Origin of the sequence: Pseudoalteromonas sp. MMG005, from assembly GCF_018101015.1 — a bacterium.
In the GTDB taxonomy this organism is placed as follows: domain Bacteria; phylum Pseudomonadota; class Gammaproteobacteria; order Enterobacterales; family Alteromonadaceae; genus Pseudoalteromonas; species Pseudoalteromonas aurantia.
Genome location: NZ_JAGJEK010000020.1, coordinates 1 through 23,125 on the forward strand (window position 1 = coordinate 1; position 23,125 = coordinate 23,125).

At 41.1% G+C, this 23,125-nt stretch carries 18 protein-coding genes; 4 read left to right on the forward strand and 14 right to left on the reverse strand.

From position 1 onward, the window contains the following. Positions 1–164: 164 nt before the first annotated feature. Complete coding sequence (locus J8M01_RS16015; RefSeq protein WP_211058659.1) at positions 165–3,035, reverse strand: pitrilysin family protein; 2,871 nt, start codon at positions 3,033–3,035, stop codon at positions 165–167. 258 nt (positions 3,036–3,293) lie between these two features. On the opposite strand from J8M01_RS16015, the gene J8M01_RS16020 reads away from it, so the two are divergent. After that, positions 3,294–4,250: a hypothetical protein gene (locus tag J8M01_RS16020; RefSeq protein ID WP_192506377.1), complete on the forward strand. Its 957-nt coding sequence runs from the start codon at positions 3,294–3,296 to the stop codon at positions 4,248–4,250. Between the two features lie 28 nt (positions 4,251–4,278). On the opposite strand, the gene J8M01_RS16025 is transcribed toward J8M01_RS16020, so the two are convergent. From J8M01_RS16025 to proB, 7 genes are all read right to left on the reverse strand, one after another. Next, positions 4,279–5,244: a sensor domain-containing diguanylate cyclase gene (locus tag J8M01_RS16025; protein ID WP_211058660.1), complete on the reverse strand. Its 966-nt coding sequence runs from the start codon at positions 5,242–5,244 to the stop codon at positions 4,279–4,281. A 101-nt stretch (positions 5,245–5,345) separates the two neighbouring features. Further along, positions 5,346–6,578, reverse strand: a complete 1,233-nt coding sequence (locus J8M01_RS16030) for a DEAD/DEAH box helicase (RefSeq protein WP_211058661.1) — start codon at positions 6,576–6,578, stop codon at positions 5,346–5,348. 85 nt (positions 6,579–6,663) lie between these two features. Next, on the reverse strand, positions 6,664–7,356 hold the full coding sequence (locus J8M01_RS16035) for a DUF3581 family protein (protein ID WP_211058662.1): 693 nt from the start codon (positions 7,354–7,356) through the stop codon (positions 6,664–6,666). 142 nt (positions 7,357–7,498) lie between these two features. Further along, positions 7,499–8,983, reverse strand: a complete 1,485-nt coding sequence (gene gltX / locus J8M01_RS16040; RefSeq protein WP_211058663.1) for a glutamate--tRNA ligase — start codon at positions 8,981–8,983, stop codon at positions 7,499–7,501. Positions 8,984–9,080: 97 nt separating this feature from the next. Then, positions 9,081–9,446 carry a glutathione S-transferase N-terminal domain-containing protein gene (locus J8M01_RS16045; RefSeq protein ID WP_192506372.1) on the reverse strand — a complete coding sequence of 122 codons (366 nt, stop codon included), beginning with the start codon at positions 9,444–9,446 and terminating at the stop codon, positions 9,081–9,083. A 42-nt stretch (positions 9,447–9,488) separates the two neighbouring features. Further along, positions 9,489–10,466 carry a GGDEF domain-containing protein gene (locus tag J8M01_RS16050; protein WP_211058664.1) on the reverse strand — a complete coding sequence of 326 codons (978 nt, stop codon included), beginning with the start codon at positions 10,464–10,466 and terminating at the stop codon, positions 9,489–9,491. A 63-nt stretch (positions 10,467–10,529) separates the two neighbouring features. Further along, positions 10,530–11,639, reverse strand: a complete 1,110-nt coding sequence (proB, locus tag J8M01_RS16055; protein WP_211058665.1) for a glutamate 5-kinase — start codon at positions 11,637–11,639, stop codon at positions 10,530–10,532. A 334-nt stretch (positions 11,640–11,973) separates the two neighbouring features. Between proB and J8M01_RS16060 the strand changes: the two genes are divergently transcribed. Next, positions 11,974–12,186 carry a hypothetical protein gene (locus tag J8M01_RS16060; protein WP_211058666.1) on the forward strand — a complete coding sequence of 71 codons (213 nt, stop codon included), beginning with the start codon at positions 11,974–11,976 and terminating at the stop codon, positions 12,184–12,186. A gap of 1 nt (position 12,187) precedes the next feature. Here the strand turns inward: J8M01_RS16060 and J8M01_RS16065 are convergent, their stop codons facing one another. Next, positions 12,188–12,688 (reverse strand): DUF1543 domain-containing protein, encoded by a 501-nt coding sequence (locus J8M01_RS16065; protein ID WP_211058667.1) that lies wholly within the window; start codon positions 12,686–12,688, stop codon positions 12,188–12,190. A gap of 64 nt (positions 12,689–12,752) precedes the next feature. After that, a complete protein-coding gene (locus tag J8M01_RS16070) occupies positions 12,753–14,525 on the reverse strand; it encodes a hypothetical protein (protein WP_211058668.1) in 1,773 nt (590 codons plus the stop codon). A 168-nt stretch (positions 14,526–14,693) separates the two neighbouring features. Between J8M01_RS16070 and J8M01_RS16075 the strand changes: the two genes are divergently transcribed. Next, on the forward strand, positions 14,694–16,340 hold the full coding sequence (locus tag J8M01_RS16075; RefSeq protein WP_211058669.1) for an amidohydrolase: 1,647 nt from the start codon (positions 14,694–14,696) through the stop codon (positions 16,338–16,340). Positions 16,341–16,630: 290 nt separating this feature from the next. On the opposite strand, the gene J8M01_RS16080 is transcribed toward J8M01_RS16075, so the two are convergent. Continuing rightward, positions 16,631–16,846 carry a YgjV family protein gene (locus J8M01_RS16080; protein ID WP_192506366.1) on the reverse strand — a complete coding sequence of 72 codons (216 nt, stop codon included), beginning with the start codon at positions 16,844–16,846 and terminating at the stop codon, positions 16,631–16,633. 247 nt (positions 16,847–17,093) lie between these two features. Here J8M01_RS16080 and J8M01_RS16085 point away from each other — a divergent pair, with 247 nt between their 5' ends. Continuing rightward, the gene (locus J8M01_RS16085) at positions 17,094–17,750 is read left to right on the forward strand and encodes a cyclic nucleotide-binding domain-containing protein (RefSeq protein WP_192506365.1); all 657 of its coding nucleotides are present in this window, start codon (positions 17,094–17,096) and stop codon (positions 17,748–17,750) included. Positions 17,751–17,794: 44 nt separating this feature from the next. Here J8M01_RS16085 and J8M01_RS16090 read toward each other — a convergent pair whose 3' ends face one another. The 3 genes from J8M01_RS16090 to parC all read right to left on the reverse strand — a co-directional run bounded on the left by J8M01_RS16090 (position 17,795) and on the right by parC (position 23,122). Next, positions 17,795–18,355: a phosphoribosyltransferase family protein gene (locus tag J8M01_RS16090; protein ID WP_192506364.1), complete on the reverse strand. Its 561-nt coding sequence runs from the start codon at positions 18,353–18,355 to the stop codon at positions 17,795–17,797. Between the two features lie 248 nt (positions 18,356–18,603). Beyond that, the gene (locus J8M01_RS16095; protein ID WP_192506363.1) at positions 18,604–20,511 is read right to left on the reverse strand and encodes an FAD-dependent oxidoreductase; all 1,908 of its coding nucleotides are present in this window, start codon (positions 20,509–20,511) and stop codon (positions 18,604–18,606) included. Positions 20,512–20,815: 304 nt separating this feature from the next. Further along, entirely contained in the window at positions 20,816–23,122 is a 2,307-nt protein-coding gene (gene parC / locus J8M01_RS16100) for a DNA topoisomerase IV subunit A (protein WP_211058670.1), read from the reverse strand. Between the last annotated feature and the right edge of the window lie 3 nt (positions 23,123–23,125).

Sequence of the window (23,125 nt, forward strand, 5' to 3'; positions counted from 1 at the left end):
TTTATGCAGTAATAGCGGGCTATTACAAATGAAAGCAACGCCGAGAGTGAAAGAAATAGCTTTATCAGGCAAATTCGCTTATCCAGAGCTGAGGTTAGTTATTAATCAGAAAAGCCGCGATATACTCGCGGCCTTATTACTTACTTCAATAATGATAAAGTCGTTTACTCAAAGAGTCGTTTCACATCTTGCACATCAATATTTGCTGCTGGAATTGATAACTGATAGCTCTCAATGTGCTTATCTTCATTAATTAAAGTATCAGGTTTATCTGAATTATACTTCATAGGAGATACTTGCTCAGACGCCAAACGTTGTTGCATGTCTTTACCATCCCCAGTGATGAATACGTAATGCATATTCTCTGTTTGTAATGTCTCTTTAATCACCCGGTTTACGTCATCTACTGTTAAAGTGGCCAATTGCTTGCGCACATATTCAACGAAGTTCCCAGTATTATAATACTCCCCGTCTAGGGCATACCCTAATTGGCGACTTTGGCTCGCAACAAGTTGCGGTACAAAATTACTCAAAAAGTTACGCGTCGCATTAAAGTCTTTGTCACTCATACCATTGGCAATCAGTTTATCTAACTCAAATTGTGCAACGCGTGTTGCGAAGTGTGCATCATTATTTGAGCGTAATGGACGTAACCAGATTTGAAATATTTGCTCCGAACGCCCTAAGTTCGCATCAGGTTTTGTCTGGAACATGCCGCGTGGGAAATACTCAATATAAGAGTAATCCCCATAGTTCATGCCACGGGTTTGGCGAATACGCTTATACAAGAAACTGTTTGAACTACGGTGCTCACCAAAGTATGAGCGGACTAACCACAGCGCAGTCCAATCTTTAGAGCTACGAATTGTATCTATTGGAAAGCCAAAAGACACCGCCGTTGACTTTGCACTTTTTTCTACAATTGTTGCATGACGGCCGCTTAATACTGGCGCATCTGGCACCATTAGACGCGCTTCTTCCCCTTTAGGTAATTTTGCTAAATCTTGTAACATCTGTGCTTTAACTGTATTTGAAAGCGCACCAGTAACCCCAACATTGAGTTTTGCTTGGGTAAACTCTCTCTGATAGAACGCTTTCACATCTGCAAGTGTTAATGCCTCTAAATCTGACAAATCACCGAAGTTGTAACTTTCATATGGATGACCTTGATACAGTTTGTGATAAAGCACTTCTTTACCAAGCTCTTCATCATTAGACGATTTTAACCCAGATTTAATCCCATCGATAAGCTCTTTCTTTAGACGTTTAAAATCATCCTCTCGAAAACCAGGCTCTAACAACTGTGCGCTAACTAAATCATACCATTGCTGCGCATTGTCTTTATGAACACGGCCATGCAATGAAATCATTTCTTTATCAATTTGATACCCAAAGCTACCTGCGATTGGATATAACGCAGCTTGAATTTCTTTGTAAGATTTAGTTTGTGAACCCCCATTGGCGATCATGGCAGCCGTTAGTGCTGCAACACCTTTTTTACCGGCAGGATCCGCAGCTGCACCGGTATAAAACAGTAAATTCACATCAACAAGCGGAGAGCTATTGGTTTTATCCAACACCTTGAAGTGCTGCTCCACTGGCTGTTTAGCTTGATTAACAAGCACTGAAAGTGGTTTCTCTTCTTCGAAGCCTGATACTTTATCTAAATCTGACATTGTCACCGTTGTACGGTTAGTGTCTACAAAATACTTATTCGCAACGGCCCTAATATCTGTCGAGGTGACCGAATCTGCTGATGAGTAAAGTTGATTTATCACTTCAGGGTCTCGCTTAAAATGCATATATCTGGCAAGCGTTGAAGCAATCGCCTGCGATGAATCAAGGCCATTAATAAAGCTATATTTACGGTTTGATTTTAGTGCGGCTAGTTTATCTTCGTCCACTAGCTCAGTGCGCGCTTCGGCGTACGTACGATTAACGGCATCTCTCACTCGTGCTAAGTCTTGCTCTTTCTCAACTTTAACAAACACATGCAATAATCCTGGATCTTTAGTCTCAGGGTTATACGGAAACATTTGACTGGCGATTTGTTTATCAACCACGAGCTCTTGATAAAGTGCTGAGTTCTCACCAAAATACAGCTCAGAGATCAAATCCAATGCCGCTCGGTCTTTCTTTTCTGGTAACCATGGCGCGCCTTTATAAGAAACCAATAACCAATGTCCAGGCATACCTTCGAACTGCTCATGCACGTACTTTGCTTCAGTTTGCTTTGGTTCAACCGGTACCTCAGCCTTGAAGTCACCTTTTTTCCAGTTCCCCCAATGTTGCTTCACTGCATTCATTGTTTCTTGTGGGTCAACGTCGCCCACAATGATCATTGACACATATTCAGGTTTATAAAAGCGCTCAAAGAATGTCTGTCCGTAGGCCATTTGATCAGGCATCGCTTCAATGTCTTCGAAAAACCCCATAGTCGTGTGTTTATAGGTATGTGTATCAAAGGCTTCTTTACGTACTGCCGACAATAACTTGCGAACCGGATTTGCATTGTTCTTTAAGTATTCACCTTTTACAGTCAATGCTTCAGTACGAAATTGCTCTTCTGTATAGGATAAATTTTGGAAAATATCTGCTTCAATTTCAAGTACTTTATTCAAGTGCTCTTTTGAAAAGCTGAGATAATAGTTCGTATAATCATTGGTTGTATATGCTCGATTGTCTACACCCGAATTTTTCAATATATCTGAATACACATCTTGCGGATATTTTTCAGATCCTTTAAACATCATATGCTCAAAGAAGTGGGCAAAACCGGTTTTACCCGCTTCTACTTCATCACGAGATCCCACTGATACGGGGATCTGCAATGAAACAACGTCTGGATAATCCGTTTTCACAATCATCACCCGCAAGCCATTATCTAATTCTTCAATGACATATTCTTGCGAAAATACTTTGTTACTTACCGCTGCACTCTCTGTTGTAACGACATTTTGTTTACTGTTATTACTTATACACCCAGTTAGTGCGAGTGTAACCGCCAAACTCGTTGCCAATAATTTAAATTTCATATGTGTTCCTTGCTCTCAATTTTTATAATTAGCGCTATTAGCTAACTCAACAGAGCAATTATGCCGTAAATTCTCCCGACTTTTACCGGAACTCGACAGATAAATGTAAAAAAATATGTCGATAAATTACAGCAGCATGGCTTAGTTCATGAAAATAATTCATGTTTATTGAATAAGTTTCAACAAATAAATCTATCTAGACGTCTAAATGGCTGCTATATTTACACTATCAAAATGACCTAGGCTGGAATGAGGATTATGGCTTTATCACTGCAAGAGAAAATACAAGACCCTAAACAAGGTGTATACCTTATAGGTACAACACCACCAAAAATTGGGACTGATAGAGCGCAATTGGAAACCATCGCCAGTAAATTACTCGGTCGATTACACGAAATCGAATATGATGGCGTTGTCATCTACGATATTCAAGATGAAAGCAGCCGTACTCAAGCGCCTAGACCATTCCCATTTAAAAATACCGTAGATCCATGTGAATATAGTCAATTAATTAAAACACTTTCTCATCTTGATGTGATCACATATAAAAGTGTTGCACAGCGTGATGCATCCGAATTTAAAAACTGGTTAACCAACAGCAAAGATAAATTTGATCTCAATAACCTCGTACTTGTTGGCAGTCCATCCTCTACTGGCAACATCAAGTTAAGCTTACCGGATGCTTATAAAGCACTTTCAGAGCATCAAGAGTCATTCTTCTTAGGTGGTGTAACCATCGCTGAACGCCATGCAAATAAAAAAAATGAGCAACAGCGATTAATCGAGAAAACGGCTCAAGGGTGTAAATTTTTCATATCTCAAGCCGTATATAATGCTCAAGCCACAATCGACTTAATCACCAGCTATGTCCGTACATGTAAGCAGCAAGGGATCACACCACAACGTATTATTTTAACATTCACTCCCTGTGGTGGACAAAAAACGCTAGAGTTTATGGAGTGGTTAGGGATCTCTGTGCCAGAGGCGACAAAATGGCGCATGTTAGACTCAGCAAGTCCTTTGAGTGAATCCATACGTATTTGCCGAGAAAATCTCGATTTAATCTTGCAAAGCTGTGCACACTTAGATATTCCGCTAGGGTTAAATATTGAAAGTTTAACTAACCGTAAAGAAGAAATCGATGCATCTATAAACTTATACCGATTACTCAAAGCGACCATGGAATTAAACTTAGCTGAAAAGCAAATTGCATAATCATAAAAATTCAAATATAGAGTCGTTATTAGACCTTACGCCGTGCCGTTTTTGCTTGATACATCGACTTATCAGCTTGGGCAATTAATTGCTCTAAATCAATGAACTTTTCATCGGTTACGGCACTACCATAACTAAACGTTACTTTGGGCAATGCATTACGCGTCAATAGTAATTCAAACTGTTCTTCTAGCCGTTTCATTAATTCAGAAATCCATTCACCATTTGGTCCTTGCACAAACATCAAAAACTCATCACCACCTAGCCTACCAGCAAGATCATCATCTCGACTGACGCTGGTTATCGCTTGTGCAATACTACTCAGTACTTTATCGCCTGTGGTATGTCCGTATTGATCATTTACTGCTTTAAAATCATCTAAGTCAATAAAAATACAATAAAAATACAATGCCATTTTTAGCGCAATATCACGTTTATGTTCAGCCAAAGTAACAACTGCACGACGATTATAAATATTGGTAAGTGGATCTAGCATCGCAATCGTGCGCATTTTACTAAAGCGGTGCATCAATATGAGATCATCTTCGAGCATATCTCGCAGATGCTCAATTAACTCAACCATACTGATATCATATGATGTGATTTTAAAGTCCATCACACACAGCGTACCGAAGGCGCTACCGTCAGGCCAATGAATAGGAACCCCTAAGTATGACTCAAAACCATCCTCACTCACTTCAGGGTTAGAATCCCACTCTGGGTTAATACTCGCATTACGCTCGTACAGTGCCGCATTTTCCGCCACCACTTTTTTACAAAAAATATTGGTTTCAAGGGGGATTAACCCACCAACAGAATAAGGGTTTTCGCTGTTCTTATTTGCAACCAGCACCGAAAAGCCCGCTTCCTGTGCCTGTACAATAAAACCAGCCGGTGCATTAAAAACTCTGGCCATTAAATCAATGGTTTTTTGCCATTTTGCCAATGTTTCTTGAGATTTTGTTTGCTGTAATAGCTCAGGATCTGTGGTCATTCGACAACCTCTTAACTGTCTATATGATTTACTCTAGCACCAATTAAGCATAATAATAAAACCCATATACTGTCGCACCAAAAATAACATTATCTCAATAATTATCGGCGACGGCGGTGCGCGCTCTTTCCTAAAATATGCTTTTTATCTCTTTGCTTTCGTGATTTGGCTGAGTTCTTTCGATTATCTTTAGGCTCTTTTGTTAAATCAGGTTCATAGCCTTGCAACCATTGCGGCGTTAAACGCTCACCAAGCAGTACTTCCAACTCTTCTAATAGCCATTGTTCATCAATACTCACTAAAGACAAAGCGGTACCTGCTTTCCCCGCACGGCCCGTGCGCCCTATACGATGAATATAATCTTCGGCTACAAATGGTAATTGCGCATTAATAACATAATTTAAATCAATGATATCAATACCACGAGCCGCAACATCCGTTGCAACCAACACACGTGTTTTTCCAGATTTAAACTGCGCGAGTGCTTTGTCTCGCGCGCCTTGCGATTTATCACCATGAATTGCCAATGTTGCTAACCCATCTTTATTGAGTTCTTTCGCATATTCATCAGCCATATTTTTCGTTCTGGTAAAAATAAGCACTTGTTGCCAGTTATTTTTCCCTATCAAATGCGACATCAATTCTCGCTTGCGATCATCATCCACAGCATAAAACAACTGCTCTACTTTTTCCGCTGCGCTATTATCAGGGTCAACTCCAACTCGTTGCGGCTTTGTCAGCCATTGAGCCGCCAGCTTTTGTACTTGATCATCTAACGTCGCTGAGAAAAGTAAAGTTTGCCTATCTCCTGATAAATGACGCATGATACGTTTTATTTCACCAATAAATCCCATATCGAGCATGCGATCAGCTTCATCAAATACTAAGTGAGAAACACATGCTAACTTCAATGTCCCTTTTAATAAATGATCAAGGAGACGCCCTGGTGTGGCCACCACAATATCAACTCCTGCCCTTAGCGCTTTTTCTTGAGGGCTGATATTCGCCCCCCCATAAATACACGCAACTTTTATGCCCGTATGTTGGGCATACGCTTGAGTATTATTCGCAACTTGCTGTGCTAACTCTCGGGTAGGTGCAAGTACCAAAGCACGAACTTGTCCACTATGCTCAGGTACTTGCAATAACTGATGTAAAATTGGCAATATAAAAGCGGCCGTTTTCCCCGTGCCTGTCTGAGCCGTCGCCAAAAGATCTCGTCCAGCTAAAATCTCAGGAATACTTTGTTGTTGTATCGGCGTCGGAGCGGAAAAATTAAGCGTGTTTAACGCCTGATTAAGTTCAGGGGCTAATTGCAGAGATTGAAATGACATGGTGGCTACTCACAGACAAATAAAGTGGCCGAAGTATAACAAATGCGCGCCATAGATGCGCGCATCTAACATTGCTTTCGCTTAGTTACAATGTTGCTTTTCTATTGTTGTAATAGGCAATTAAGTCATCAACAGTCTCTTGACAGTATGCCCTAATCCCAGATACCAACATATGCTTTTCACCTCGGCCTACAAGCTTTCCATCATTAAGTAGCTTGAAGCGCAAAATAATCTTACCGCGCTTGCCTTCATAGCTAAACTCAGGCGTATCAGACTCCAGTTCAATCGCTTCTAAATTTGTATCATCCAAATGAATCGCCATTGATTCGTAAATCACCATGGGTCGAGCTGGATTGATCATGACATTTTGCTGTGCCATGAGCGGGATAATTACATGCGGAAAGGCTGTTCCAGAAAACTCGACATACTTTTTCGTTAAACTCTCAATAAGACTCGGACAAAGATTAGCATCCCCATCACGTTTAACTGACATCATGACTTTGTCATTTGAGGTGATATCAAATTCTTCATTTCCTTGCGGAAAATTCAATTGAGATGTTTCATCAACCATACCTAAAAATGAAAAGTGCATATTGTCGCTGATACCATAACGCTGCAATACTAACGCAAAGAGTAAATCACCAGGTACGCAAAACTTTTTAGCATCAACATCATGAAGTGGATTAAAATCATCTGCGATTTGTTTTGCAAATTGACTACCTTGCTCACGGGTGATCACCACGTGCTCGCCTTGTTCTTGGTAAAAACGACTTAACATATATTCTTTCTTTATCAGCTATAAAACCGCGCTATGTTATCAGAATATTTACAAAAAGAGGTCGAATCTGTTGAAATTTAAACATAAAAAAAGCCACAAACGGTAAATGTGGCTTTTTATAGATGTAATTCAAAGAATTAGATCATGAGTTGGGGTAATCCCTATAAGCTTTTTCTAGCTTTTTAGCTTGCTTTTTCGAGACACCAATATGTGCAAGCGCCACACGCAAACGTGCGCGGGATAAATCGGAACCTAAGATTTCCATTGCATCTAACACCGACGTAGACGACGCTTTCCCCGTCACAGCAACAAAAATTGGTTCTAAAAACTCTTTAATTTTGAGTTCATGGAAAGTTGATACTGATTTAGCAATGGCAAAGATTTCACTTTTTTCCCAGCTACGTAACCCTTCTAGTTCCCAGATAAAAAATTGTAGAGCTTGACGTACAGTCTCTTCCTCTGCTTTACCTGCGGTCAATAATGCAGGGTCATACTCAGGAATACCGCCAACAAAGTGACCCGCTAAATCAACCAGGTCTGATAACGTATTTATACGTGCTTTTGCTTCAGGCAAAATACGCGCGAGTGTTTGACTATTAAACTTCCAGTCAACAAAGCGCTGGATAAGCTGTTCGTCAGTCAAATTTTCACGGATCCACAGGCCATTTAGCCAGCTTAGCTTATCGACATCAAATACCGGACCGCCCAATGAGACTCGCTTCATATCAAAGTGCTCTATCATTTCTGCTAACGTGAACTTTTCACGCTCATCAGGCATAGACCACCCCATTCGACCAAGATAGTTCAGTACAGCCTCAGGTAAAAAGCCCATCTCTTTATAATAATTGATAGAGGTTGGGTTCTTTCGTTTGGAAAGCTTCGATTTATCTGGGTTACGTAGTAGTGGTAGGTGGCCTAATACCGGCGCTTCCCAACCAAAGTCTTCATAAAGCTTTAGCAATTTAGGAGCGGAGTTAATCCATTCTTCACCACGGAAAATATGACTGATCTGCATATGATGGTCATCGACCACGTTCGCCAAGAAATAAGTTGGGAAACCATCCGCTTTTAATAGCACTTGCATGTCGACATTTTCCCACGGGATCTCTATTTCATCGCGCAAGTAGTCATTAAACTTAAACGTGCCTTCTGCTGGGATCTTCATACGAATAACGTAAGGTATACCGGCTTCTAAGTTTGCTTTAATTTGCTCTTCGCTTAAGAGTAAACCACGTCCATCGTATTTTGGACGTAAGCCCTCAGCCATTTGCTCTTCTCGCATTTGGTCTAGCTCTTCAGCCGTTGCAAAACAATAGAAAGCTTTCCCCGCTTCAACTAGCTGGTGTGCATATTTTTTATATATGTCACTACGTTCTGACTGACGGTAAGGGCCAAACTCACCACCAACATCAGGACCATGATCCCACTCAAGGCCCAACCAACGTAAGCTATCCATAATTGCGAGTTCTGACTCTGAAGTGCTTCGCACCTGGTCTGTGTCTTCAATACGTAATACAAACTCACCACCTTGCTGTTTAGCAAAACAGTAATTAAACAGTGCAATATAAGCGGTGCCTAAATGCGGATCACCTGTCGGTGACGGGGCTACACGAGTACGGATAGTCATGTGGATTCTCTTAAATATCAGACGATAAAATATGGGTTGATATGCTAGCATATCAACCCATATTCTCAAATTTTCTCATTGTTCATTGAACGGCAAATTATGCAGCGTTATCGAGCTTTTGTAGATAGCTGACAATATCACTTGATTCATATAACCAAGTTACTTTGTTATCTTGTTCAATACGTAGACAAGGCACTTTAACTTTGCCGCCTTGCTCTGCTAGTTCTTGGCGATATTGTGCATTACCTTTGGCATCACGAGTTTCTATTTTTAGCCCTTCTCGTTTAATCGCTCGACGCACTTTTACGCAAAACGGGCACGCTTTAAACTCATACAGTTTAAACTGTGCAGTTTGCGTATCCAGTGCCAGTTGCTGTTCTGACGGGCGCTTTTTACTGCTAGGTGTAAAAATAAAGTCAAGTAATAAGATTATGCGCCCGAGTAACCAACGTACAAATTTCATGTTTATTCCCATGTCTAAATTATAGGGCAATCATATCACAAGCTAAAACAATTCAATATCGCTATGGATTGGTTCTAAGGGCGCTATGTTTAAATCATCAAAAAAGGTCATTTTATTACGACCATGTTGTTTAGAGTAATACAACGCCTGATCAGCTTGGTGGACTGCCTCTGATGTTTGTCCAATATTAACCAAAGCAACAAAACCGCCACTGACCGTAATCGAACCCACTTGTGGGAAACGAGCTGCTTCAATCAACATCCGAATCCGCTCTAGCCCGTTAAATGCAGTGGTAGGACATTGGCTCGGAAACAAGACAGCGAATTCTTCCCCACCATAACGAAATACATAATCTTCAGCTCTAAAACTACTTTTTAATAATTGCGCCACCAGCAAAATAACTTCATCGCCAATAACATGACCAAATGTATCATTAACGCCTTTAAAGTTATCAATATCAAGCATCGCTAAGTACCAGCGACGTTCAGCATAACCTTGACGCATTGCAGCATGGTTATCACGAGCGACAACACTTAAAACCTTTTCTTCAAAAGTCTGTCTATTCAATAACTGAGATAGAGGGTCAATACACGCATAATGCAGCGTAGACAATTGTTTTACAAATACATTAAGTAAGTGCGCTATTAAAGGCTCGAGGGGAGGGATTAATTCATCTTCTATCAGTTCAATAACCAAAAAACCCAGTATATTATTTTCGAATTTAGCCGGAAAAATACACTTCCTATGGTAATAATGTACTTCTACACTGGGTTTTAGCTTCTCTAACCGCTTTACCTGAGATTCAATATCAACCTCAGTAAGCGTTTCTTCTAAATAAGTAAAAACTGTATTTGGTATTTGTTGTGGTGTAAATTGCTTACAAAAAAGCAATGCGTAAGCGTGATTACCTTGAGTAAGGTGCTCAAGAATTTTGTCAAAACACGCATCAAGTGCCCATTCGCTTTTTTGATCCAATAAGCGAGCGGTTAACTCATGGCCACACTGAGTCGCTATCGTCATTTTAAGCCTCTCAAATACCCTTGAGATTATAGCTTAGTCTACCCTACACATTTTATGCAGTGACTATACACATTCAAGTAGCACCATATCGTCCCTATGAAGCACTACATGTGATGATTTACAGCCCAGCTCATCCTCTATTTCTGAGCTGTGACACCCCTTAATGATACCCAACTCGCTGTCTGAAAAACTGCACAGTCCTTTTGCAATGACGTGACCATGCTGATTCTTAACCATCACCAAATCACCTCGCTTAAACTCACCTTGTGTCGAAATGATCCCTTTAGCTAACAAACTCGCTCCACTGTCAATTAAAGCCTCGCATGCACCTAGGTCAATAATCAATGCACCGCTTGACTTTGGTGCCGATAAGAGCCATTTCTTTCTGCCTTCGACCGGCGCATCGAAACGCACAAAAGTCGTGCTTGGTGCATCATTCTTCATTACTTTAGTAATAATATCGACTTCGCTACCTTTCGCTATCACTGTTTCAATCCCAGCTCTTTGTGCAATATCCGCAGCTTGAAGTTTCGTCGCCATACCACCAGTGCCTTGATTGCTCCCCCCACCTCCAGCCAAAGCGCGCAACTTATCGTCCACTTTGCGCACTTCTGCAATTAACTTTGCATCTGGATCATTCCTCGGGTCTGCGGTAAACAGCCCCACTTGATCGGTTAGTAACATTAATTTATTTGCATTGGCCAGTATCGCTACCATCGCCGACAAATTGTCGTTATCTCCCACCGTTATTTCCCGCGTAGAAACCGCATCATTTTCATTAATGATTGGCACGACATTATGATGTAATAATTCATTCAAGGTATCTCGAGCCGTTAAATAGCGTGCTCTATGCTCTACGTCCGCCCGAGTAAGTAACATTTGTGCAACAGGTATGTTGTATAAAGAAAAAAGCGTTTGCCAAGTGTAAATGAGCTGGCCTTGCCCGATGGCAGCTAACATTTGTTTCTCTTTTAATGAGCTGCCACAAGGTTTTGGTAACTGAGCACGACCCGCCGCTACCGCCCCGCTCGATACGAGGATCACTTGATAGCCTTGGCGTTTAAGTTGTACACACTGCCGCACAAGTTCGACCATACGCGGCTTATTTAAGGTTTTCTCACCTGCCGTCAGTACACTTGTGCCCAATTTAATTACAACTATTTCACTTTTCATGCTTCCTCCTGCTCAACAAGCCATCATTTATAACAAAGAGGAAAAACTGTACAAGTAAATTTTGCTCATGTTACTTTTGAGCAGTTGTTAATAATTGCATAAAACCACCATTTTTCGTGCGATTACACGCAGATTGTATACAATCACCAATATAGTCGCGCTAACCTCGCTAAAATGGTATATTTGTTTCTAGAACAGTGATTTATTTAGTTATATTTTATACTAAAATATTTTATGCTTGCGAGTCGGTGAAAATGATTTATCAAATGATCCATATCAAGCCTTGTAACAAAAAGGTACGTCATAGTATGCCCCAAGTCTCGGAGGTTTTTTAATGAAGAAACACTCAAAACGTAAGGAGCTAATTATGCTCCCATTATTGTTCGTCGCTATTTTACTTTGCATTGGCGGTCATTTTATTCTGCAACCAAGCTATCAGGACAGTTCTATCGCTGAATATAGCTTAGCAGCACTCCCTTTCATCCTGTTTTCTATTGTTATTATTGCAATCAAAATAGCAATTAAAGCTGAGCAAAAAGACCCGTAAATTACAAAATATGATACCCAAACCAATCTGGTGTCAGCGGCTTACTTTTACCGCTGGGTGTTAATTTAATGAAATATTTTTCATCTAATAAATCTATTGCAAAACAATCGTCCACATCATGTAAGTTATCTTTATGGAGGTGACTTGCTCCCACTAATAATTGTGCATAAGCTTGATTTTTTGCCTCTTGAACACTCCTCGCAATAAATAAAGCAAAATCATGCTGCTCAGCAAGATCCGTGGGGTGATACCCTCCCATATTAACAAAGTATAGCTTTTCAGACTGCGAGGTATGCTCGGTTACCAAATTCACTTCATAGCCATTGATGTGCGTAATTTCAGTATAGCTATCAATATGCACCGCATTTTTATCCCCAACCCATTGCGCTTTCAGTTTCGGGTAACATTGTTCAATGTTTTCACCGATAACAAACCGTACATCATGCATTTCAATATGGCACCCGGTAACTCGCCCTCCTAAATACACCATAAACAACTTCATACTACGCCTCCAAAAAAATGCAGTGTGATTTTACACTGCATTTTGTCGATAATACATGACTGCGTTATAGCTGCTTTTTCAAGTAACTAATACCTTGAATAAGCTGATTGTCCTCTTGATTTTCGATAGATTTGGCCGTTCGTGGTGCGTACATATCAGGTAAAACACCGACACCAATTAATGCTTCGCCATTTGTTTGCCTAGCCGACATTCCCGTATAAATATATGAAATACCACCTTGTTGATACCCACCAAACTTATGAGAATAAACAATATCACCATTAATTCCGGCTGTAGGCACACCTAAAATTGGTATATTGGCATCTTGTAAAAACATCAGTGCATGCTCATTCTGACTGATACTTGAACGTGATGATAACGCGACCAAAGGGATATTGACACCTGCACCTTCAGGCGTAATTGTCTGGCGAAAAGTATAATCAAACTTCTCGGTCTGATCTGGCATCATTTGATATCTAAAATCAAGAGTCCCCGATTTTGCCTCGGTAGAGAGTAACCAAGCGAATAGCTGCTTCCAACCTTGAAAACTTGTTGGATAATGGCGGAAGTCAATCACAATGGCCGAAGCCTTTTCAAGAAGGCGCTTCACATCAGGTAAATTATTTACCGTCACATTGTATGCCATTAACTGTGCAACACCATTCTCATGATATCTTACCAACTCACTGTAATGCGGCACGACACCTTGTCCTTTATATGGACCGGTCACTTTATAGTGAACGGTCGCACTGGTTACACCGTACTCTTCACCAGATGATTTTCTAAACACCATATTCACTAAACGTGAATCTGTGTACCGAGTGAGTAGATTCAGCGATTGCTCTTTTTCTGTCAGTCCCGCTTTTAATGTACGGCCTTTGTAATAATCTAACCAATAGTCAATTGTTTGACCGTCTATACTGATCAGTTCATCACCTAGCTCAACTTGTAAGGATAGGAAATCAGTCCGATTAACCACCAACGCCTTTTCATCAATGTAAGACAAGGTAAATGGTAACTTATAGTGTTTAAAGGGCACTATTTCTTCGGGATAATTTATCCATACATGATTGTCGCCTAATAAAGAAAACTGCTCATTCACTTTATACTCAAACTCATTTCTAGCACCAATACATGCATTAAACAGAGGTAAATGAGTTTGTGACCAATTTACATCAACATGCCCAAAGTACGGCCAAAAATGTTGAATTTCTGCCCACATAGAGCTCACTGCAGCCATACATGTTTCAGTACCCGTCATATTCGTTACTAAGTTATAAGGATTTCCTGCTTGATATGCCGTCCCTAATAACGCGCTATCAATGGGTAAATATAAAGGGATATAAATATCTCGACCTTGGTAGGTTGAAGCAAAGTATGTTTGCTGTGTGAAATAAGGGAATTGAGTAAGCTCTTGAAAAGTGCCGGTTGTTAAATCTCTAAAATAAATATGATTAGTACTCGCCCCACTTTGAATCCAAACATTCACACTCTCATCATTCTCAACGCTCGGAAGGTGTATCACATTGCGCTGAACATAAGGTGCAATTGCTTGGATCAACTCTATCCCTTTATCTACTCGCTGCTCGCTTGGCGTGTCACGCAAGACTTTGAAGCTATCACGTAAAAAACTATCCCAGTCAGAATTTGCGACAGCGTTACTCGGATAGAAATACCTAACTTGTTGTGCTAATTCTGAAAAAGCACGTAATTCAGGAACAATCTCTTCATAACCTTGCTCATTTTGCAACAGATGATTTGCTGAAACACTGGGCGTTATAATTGACATAATTGCCAACGCTAAACTTGTACGGGCATACTTTTTATATTTTTCCATTTTAACTGTCCTTATTTATTGTATTACCGGTTCCTATATCTACTACATATTGGTCGATTTATGCAAGTGATCAGCGACGTCTAAAAACTTGCAAGAATGCAATCAATTGAGCCATAAGAAAAATTACGTTAAGGTGGATAAAATAATAAATCACTCATAGGCAAGTGAATGATAAAAAGTTTATTTCTAAGCATAAGTATACTTGGCGCTTCATCCTTTGCATTTGCGCAAACAACCCTTATTCACAACATACAAGGCTATACGCCAACCAATGCGGGTGCCCTCGCACAATTTAGCGTACTGGTATTTAAAGATGGGAAAGTCGTTAAAACAGGCAATGATCTTACGTTAAAACAATTCCCTCAAGCGACCCGAATTGATGGCCTCGGCAAAACCCTTCTGCCTGGATTAATCGATGCCCATGGTCATATTATAGGGCTTGGTAACAACTTACTTCGATTAGATATTAGGGGAAGTCGCTCGATTAAAGAAGTCGGAGAAAAGCTCGTAAGCTATGCCAATAAAAACCCAGAAGGTTGGCTTATTGGTCGCGGCTGGGATCAAACTTTATGGCCTGGTGGTAAGTTTCCTACCGCTGCGCAGTTAGATAAATATATATCAAACAGACCTGTGGTGTTAACCCGAGTTGACGGGCATGCAATTTGGGCCAATTCACAAGCGATGAAACTGGCTAAAATAGAAGCTCATACCCAAGCGCCAAAAGGTGGCGAGATAATCAGAGGTGCCGACGGGTTACCAACGGGGGTATTTATCGATAAAGCAGAGAGCTTGGTTAATCAGCACATTCCCGCGACTTTGCCTACGCAAAGAAAGCGCGCCTTAGAAGTGGCTGGTAAACATTTGCTCAGCTTAGGGATCACTTCAACTCATGACGCCGGTATCGACTACAATACATGGTTGTTATACCAAGACTATGCGAAACAAAAAAAACTGCCTCTGCGTATTTATGCAATGCTTGGCGCAAATGATGACAAGTTAGAAAGCATGTTAAAACACGGCGTTATAAAAGACACGCAAGACTTTTTGTCTATTCGTAGTGTTAAAATATATGCGGATGGCGCTTTGGGTAGTCGAGGTGCAGCACTTATCAAGGATTACCATGACCGTAAAAACTATCAAGGTTTAATGCTCGAAACTCAACCCAAATTAGAAGCTTTACTTACACAGAGCTTCAAACATGGGTTCAGTGCTCACACCCATGCAATTGGTGATAGAGCAAACCGTATTGTACTAGATGCGTATGAAAACACCTTCAAATCAGTTGGGGGAAAGCTGCTTAGAAACCGCATTGAGCACGCCCAAGTTGTTCACCCGCAAGATATACCACGCTTTAAATCGTTGGCCATTATTCCATCTATGCAGCCCGTTCATGCCACATCGGATATGAATATGGCGCAATTGCGTTTAAGCGATGCACAGCTGCAAGGGGCGTATGCGTGGCAAACATTTATCAAACAAGGCAGTAAAGTAGCATTTGGATCAGACTTCCCCGTTGAGCTAGCCAACCCCTTCCATGGCTTATATGCGGCTATAACAAGAATGTCTCGGGCGCAAAAACCTAAAGGTGGCTGGCGAGTCAATGAGGCAGTAACCAGAGCACAGGCCTTGCGCGCTTTTACACTTGATGCGGCTTATAGTGAATTTAGAGAATATAAAACCGGTAGTTTAGAACAAGGAAAATGGGCTGATTTCATTTTAATTGATAAAGACTTTATGAATATTGACCAGCATGAAATAGATGATATTCAAGTTGAACAAACTTGGATCGCAGGAAAGTTAAAATACCAAGGTTAATTGTTATATTATTAACTGCACGGTACTAGGGGCTGTTGATCTGTCAGGTTCATTTTTGCAGCAGTTTGATTGGATTTTATATAAGGCAGAGGCTGCGTAGCATAGTTACTCCATGTGAGTCAGCCGATAACATAGTAGAAAAGCCAATCAAACGCTGCCTACTGGTTCTTTTGAGCGCCCTTTTCTCTTTGTTGCTTAATATTCGCTTAGATCACTAAGCCACACATTAAGCGCCTCGATAAAAGCACGCTCAAAGCGAACAAAAATAGAACAGCAAAGATCAACAATCCCTAGTCAGTACGGTGCAGTTTTATTAAATGGTAACTGTTTACAAGCGCTAATAGTGCGTTAGTAAACGCCACAGGCCAAGCTTCTATCATGACTCCATAGATAGCAAAACATATACACCCTGTTAAATTAAACCACCGTAATTTAACGACATTGCTCATCATCAGTGAAATTACCAAAAAAACTGAGGCAATATAGCCTAAATATTCCCAAGTCATTTGTTCTCTCCCATTAGTTGAGTTAGCATAGTCAGCTGTACAAAATTATTGCTGGTGTGATTAAGCCTAGAATAAAAAAACTAACTCACAAACCCCTTATAGAATTAGGACTAAGTAAGCTCTAACACGGGAACGGGGGCATTTGCATTTTAGCAAACCGCTGGTGTGAGTTAGCGAGAAATCAAGGACTTCATGCTATCGTTATTTATCACCAATAAATAGGACAATTGTCCGAAGAGCCATCTAGATGTTTCAATATCATTTTTCCACCGATCTTGTAGAACAATTATTAAAGTTCGCGGGTAACGGATTTTTACATAGTAAAAAAGACGTATTAATTCATCAAGATGAGCCACTAAGCAAGTTAATCTTAGTACGCAGTGGTACTGTATCATTCAGCTATGATGTGGGTAACGGTCGTCGTCTCCTACTCGGACAATTAGATTGTAATAACACCCTCATTGGTGAAATTGAAGCACTCAATCAACACCCTTGTATTTATACAGTCACTTGCCTTAGCGAGGTGAAGTACAACCTGATTGAGTTAAAGCATTGGCGCCAGCTTTTGTTAGATCAACCCCAATTGAGCTTATACACAGCACAGTCTATTGCCGCAAAATTCACCGAAAACCAAAAAATCAACCTAGATAAATTGCTGCTCCCACTCAGCTATAACATTGCTAATGATTGTTTATTGCGTGCCGAAAACAACCATCCAACCATGCTGCGAGCTTACCCAACGGTCAATGCTGAAGCCGAACGTTTTGCGACAACGGAGCGAGCTTATCGACGCGTGGTGTCTGAACTGGTTGAAAAAGGATTAATAGTACGTACCAGTGATGGCTTAAAGCCTGTGGATATCACTTTACTTGAAGAGTTTGTTGATAGCTTCTCCCAAATTTAAGCTCAGTGTACAAAACGGTATGTTTTGTACACCTTTATCATGCTTTATTTAAAAAGGTCCTGAATTTTAGCTAAATCAGATTTGCCCGCAATAATCTCATCTGGGGTTAATCCAGATAATTCATGCGGGAACACCAGCCATTCATCTGACTCATGAATGTAATAGTCTGGCTTCATGGGCACTTTGGTATTTTTCGGCTTATAGTACGGGCACGCAACTCGGATATCTCTTGGTAAGTTTAAGCGCATCAGCTCGCTGAGTTTCTCTTTTAACGCAAATATACTGCGACCTGAGTCAAATACATCGTCAACAATCAGCAATGAATCTCCGGCATCCGCATTTTCTATTATATAGTGTAAGCCGTGCACTTTGATTTCTTTTGACTGCTTACCTATTCCATAATATGACGATGTACGCACAGCGATATGATCTGTTTCAATACCTTTATAATCATAATACTCTTGCACAGCAATACCAATTGGAGCGCCGCCACGCCAAATACCAATGATGAAATCTGGGCGAAACCCATCTTCATACACTTGTGCTGCAACACGAAAAGAATCTTCTAACAATTGTTGTGCGGTAATATAGCACTTATCTGACATACCAAACCCCGTGGAACTATGCGAATTAATCGCCAATTTAGATAAGCTAGTTTTACAACATTGAAGTTAAATGATCACTTCGCTGAGAAAACTGGCATAAGTTATAACCGGTAATTTTAGCGCAGATAAATAAAAAATGCTTTAGCTTCTGATAATCGGTTGAACTACATCAAGAATATAGAAAAATAATGGGGGAAATATCAAGACTTCATTGAACACCGAAGTCTTGATATTTCAAAAGGTATTCGTTAGATGCCTTCTACCATTAAACGTGTATCTGGCAAATATGATAGATGAGGAATAGCCAAATCAGGGCGTTCCATACGACTCACAGCATTCAATGCAGCCGCAATTGCCCCCTCTTGCCAACCAGGCAGTGATGACAGCTGATCACCAATAACGAAGAAGTTTGGTGCACTTTTACCTGCAGCTGAATTAATTCCACTCCCTTGCGTCAATGCATTGAAATGCGTAACAGCCTGGTCACCCACCACATGCCATTGTGCCCAGCCCCCTTTGATATATGGCATATTTTGCCACGCAATGGCTACACCGTGCTCCAAGCCATGCCCAAAGGCATCTCCGAATAGCGTCGCACCAGCCTTTGCTTTGTCCAAGCGCTCTTGAACCGACAAACAACCCCAATCAAATGCAACCTTTGAAAAGTTGTAGGCACCAGTCAATACCCCTTTTTGATCATGATAGGCAGTTGATGGATACCAAATTTGTGTTATTTCATCGTTTGTCCATGAAATCCCGCCAAAAATAGGGACCACACCGACTTCAGAGTCGGGTACCGTCAATATATCTTCATTACTGATATTATCGTGACGAACTTCAACACTCGATCCTTGCCATAGCGACCTATCTGCTTGCCACCCTACTTTGGTTGTGCAGGCCAAAAACTTCGCGGCGTACCCTTGGGTTGGCACATTGAATTGTGATTGATAAACCGCATGCAATGCCTGTTTGAAGCTTTTATCTAATCCAGTCTCAGTATCTAAACTTTGTAAGTCGTCATCCAGTATCTTGCTCAAAAATGGCATGGCCATGTTGCTAAAACAATAATCAGCATAAATGTGCTCAACCGCTTCAGTGCCCATTTTACTTACTGATATATCAAACTGTTGCCGGCTCTCATCCCATTGAATACATTTTACAGGACTATTTAACTGAATATTGCCCCCTAAACGGCTCACTTCTCGTGCAAAAGCATGTTGCACTTGATCCATACCTCCAACAGGCTGAAATAGCGTGTTTTGCCATAAAAAGTCAGCCGGTTGATAAAATTTAGTTTCTGCCCAAAAGTTTGATTCAAGCAGCGAGTCAAAACTTAACGGCTCTGCGGTTCGACCGGCCTCGACGCCCGGCAATACTGTATAACCGGCTCGAGAACGCCCATTTTCCATGCCATTCTCTCCTGCCGTTACTTGATATTTGCCTTTATACTCACCAGATGGCACCAACTCCCCAAACGAAATCATCAGATCTTGTAACTGCCCAGCACGTTCATCCACTTTTTCGGCGGCAACACCACATTCTGTCGCTTTAATTAAACTATGAGCATTTTCATAAACCATCTGGGCCAACCAGCCGCGTGTATTATGATCTAAGCGCCTATATACTAATGGCAAACCTGCAAAACTATCTTTCATCTGTACTAAATTTGATTCACTATTCATTACATACACTTCAACATCGACGCCAAACTCTTTCAAATACGAAAGTAAACGTTTATGGCCCGATGGAATACGGCCTGGACCTGCATTTAAATACGGGCGACTGTCGCCTTTTGGTTGTTCAAAATGGACCATTTGTGTTTGACCTGGGGTGGAATTAAACAAGTCGCTATTTACATCTTCTGTCAACGTATCGCCAGTACGTAAACTTAAACAGCGTCCACCAGTGCGATTTTGTGCTTCGAGCACCACCACATCCATCCCTGTTTTTTGCGCTAATAACTCATATGCCGTCGTTAGCCCCGATACCCCAGCGCCTATTATCACAGCAGTTTTGCCTTGATACTTATGTGCCGAGAGTTTTACAGGGCCAGGCGTTAATTTTAATTGCAGGTTAGTAGCGTCATCTAACGCAGCATGCGCTTTAGCTTGGGGGTTGTTTTGATGAAATTGTGCTCTAGATTGATGTTCTGCCATTGGTTTGCTCCTTTAAAAACAATGTGGCGAGATGCACCAATGCTGCGGTTGTAACATTGTGCATCCTAGCTATAAAAACGAATCAAATCGTCTTACAAGATAGTTCACAATGTCGACAATGCGTATTACAGAGAATTACAGTCTACTTGCCCTGAGTAAAATGTTTCAATGCGGTTTCTTCTGGATATTGCCGCGCTGAACTCACAAGCAATTATTTTTGCGTATCCATTGCCCAAAGTTTAGGTTATTTAACTAAAAACGGCCCATCACAATGGGCCGTTTTTATAGTCAAATAAATTAAGTACTATGAGGCTGTCCCGTCATTTTCTTCCTCTAAGCCTCCCTTACTTTCTAAGCTAGGGATTTCTATTTCAAATTCATCCACTCGCTGCAACCCTCGAGGTAACTTATTTCCACGTCTTCCACGTTCACCGTAATAATGCTCTAAATCACTCGGCTTCAATGTCAATTTGCGCTTTCCTGCATGTAAAGTGACTGCACAACCTTCAGGTACACATGCTAAAACCTTCACAAACTCTTCTCGGGCCTGTACTTTTGCACTTGGTATTGAAATGATCTTATTTCCTTTTCCTTTGGCCAACTTAGGTAAGTCACGTAGTGGGAACAACAACATTCGACCTTCATTTGAAATGGCCATACACATATCAGAAGCAACATCATGCACTTCAATTGGGGCAATTAACTCAGCACCTTTTGGCACGCTCACAAGGGCTTTGCCGTTTTTATTTTTACTGATCAAATCACTAAATTCAGTAATAAAGCCATAACCACCATCCGTTGCCATCAAGAGCAAGGTATTTTCTTCGCCCATGAGAACATGTTCAAAATTACATCCTGATGCCAGATTAAAACGACCTGTCATCGGCTCACCTTGGCTACGCGCAGAGGGTAAACTGTGAGCATCTGTCGCAAATGCGCGACCTGATGTATCTAAAAAAACGGCTGGTTGATTGCTTTTTCCTTTCGCAGCGCCTTTATACGCATCCCCAGAGCGGTAATTTAGCCCTTGCGCATCAATATCATGACCTTTGGCAACTCGTGCCCACCCTTTTTCAGATAAAACCACTGTCACGGCTTCTGATGGAATTAAATCCTTTTCACTGAGCGCTTTAGATTCTCCACGTTCAATGACAGGAGAACGACGCTCATCTCCATACAATTCAGCAGCCTCTTGAATTTCCTTTTTCATTAAAGTTGACATACGGCGCTCAGAGCCTAGCGTCAATTCAAGTTTATCTCGCTCTATAGATAACTCATCTTGCTCACCACGAATCTTTACTTCTTCTAGCTTAGCCAAATGACGTAATTTAAGGTCGAGTATAGCCTCAGCTTGACGATCGGATAACGCAAATCGCGACATCAGTTCTACTTTTGGTTTTTCCTCGGTACGAATGATTTCAATTACTTCATCGATATTCAAAAAGGCGGTCATTAAGCCTTCTAAAATATGTAGTCGAGCTAAAACCTTATCTAATCGGTGCTGTAAACGGCGCCTTACCGTATCACGACGGAAAATCAACCACTCAGATAAAATCTGACGTAAGTCCTTTACCTGTGGGCGACCGTCAAGTCCAATCATATTCAAGTTAACACGGTAACTTTTCTCAAGATCCGTAGTCGCAAACAAGTGTGCCATTAAGGGTTCAAATTTGATCCTGTTTGAACGGGGTACAATGACGATGCGTGTTGGATTTTCATGATCAGATTCATCACGTAAATCAGCCACCATAGGCAGTTTTTTCGCCGTCATTTGCGCTGCAATTTGCTCTAAAACTTTACCACCCGAACATTGGTGAGGTAATGCAGTAATGACGATTTCACCTTGCTCTTCAGTGTACACTGCACGCATTTTTATCGAGCCACGGCCCGTTGTATAAATCTTTTTGATATCGGCTTTCGGTGTAATAATTTCTGCATCTGTTGGATAATCGGGCGCGTGTACCACATCCAATAATTCATCTAACGTCGTTTTAGGTTTATCTAACAATAAACAACTTGCAGCTGCGAGTTCTGTTACATTATGTGGTGGAATATCTGTTGCCATACCAACTGCGATACCCGTCACCCCATTTAACAAAATATGCGGTAACCGTGCTGGTAGTACCTTAGGCTCATCCATTGTACCGTCAAAGTTTGGTGTCCAATCAACAGTCCCCTGCCCCAGCTCTTTTAATAAAACTTCTGCAAATTTAGAGAGTTTAGCTTCGGTGTAACGCATTGCCGCAAATGATTTAGGATCGTCAGCAGCCCCCCAGTTACCTTGCCCATCTACGAGCGGGTAACGATAAGAAAAAGGTTGCGCCATTAAAACCATGGCTTCATAACATGCACTATCCCCGTGAGGGTGATACTTACCCAATACGTCACCAACCGTACGCGCAGACTTTTTATATTTCGCCGACGCCGAAAGGCCAAGCTCGCTCATTGCATAAATAATACGTCGCTGTACAGGTTTCAATCCATCGCCAATATGTGGCAATGCGCGGTCCATGATCACGTACATGGAGTAGTTAAGGTAAGCGTCTTCAGTAAAACGCCCCATAGTCTGTTGTTCAATGCCTTGTAACGACAAGGCTTGAGGATCAGTCATGTA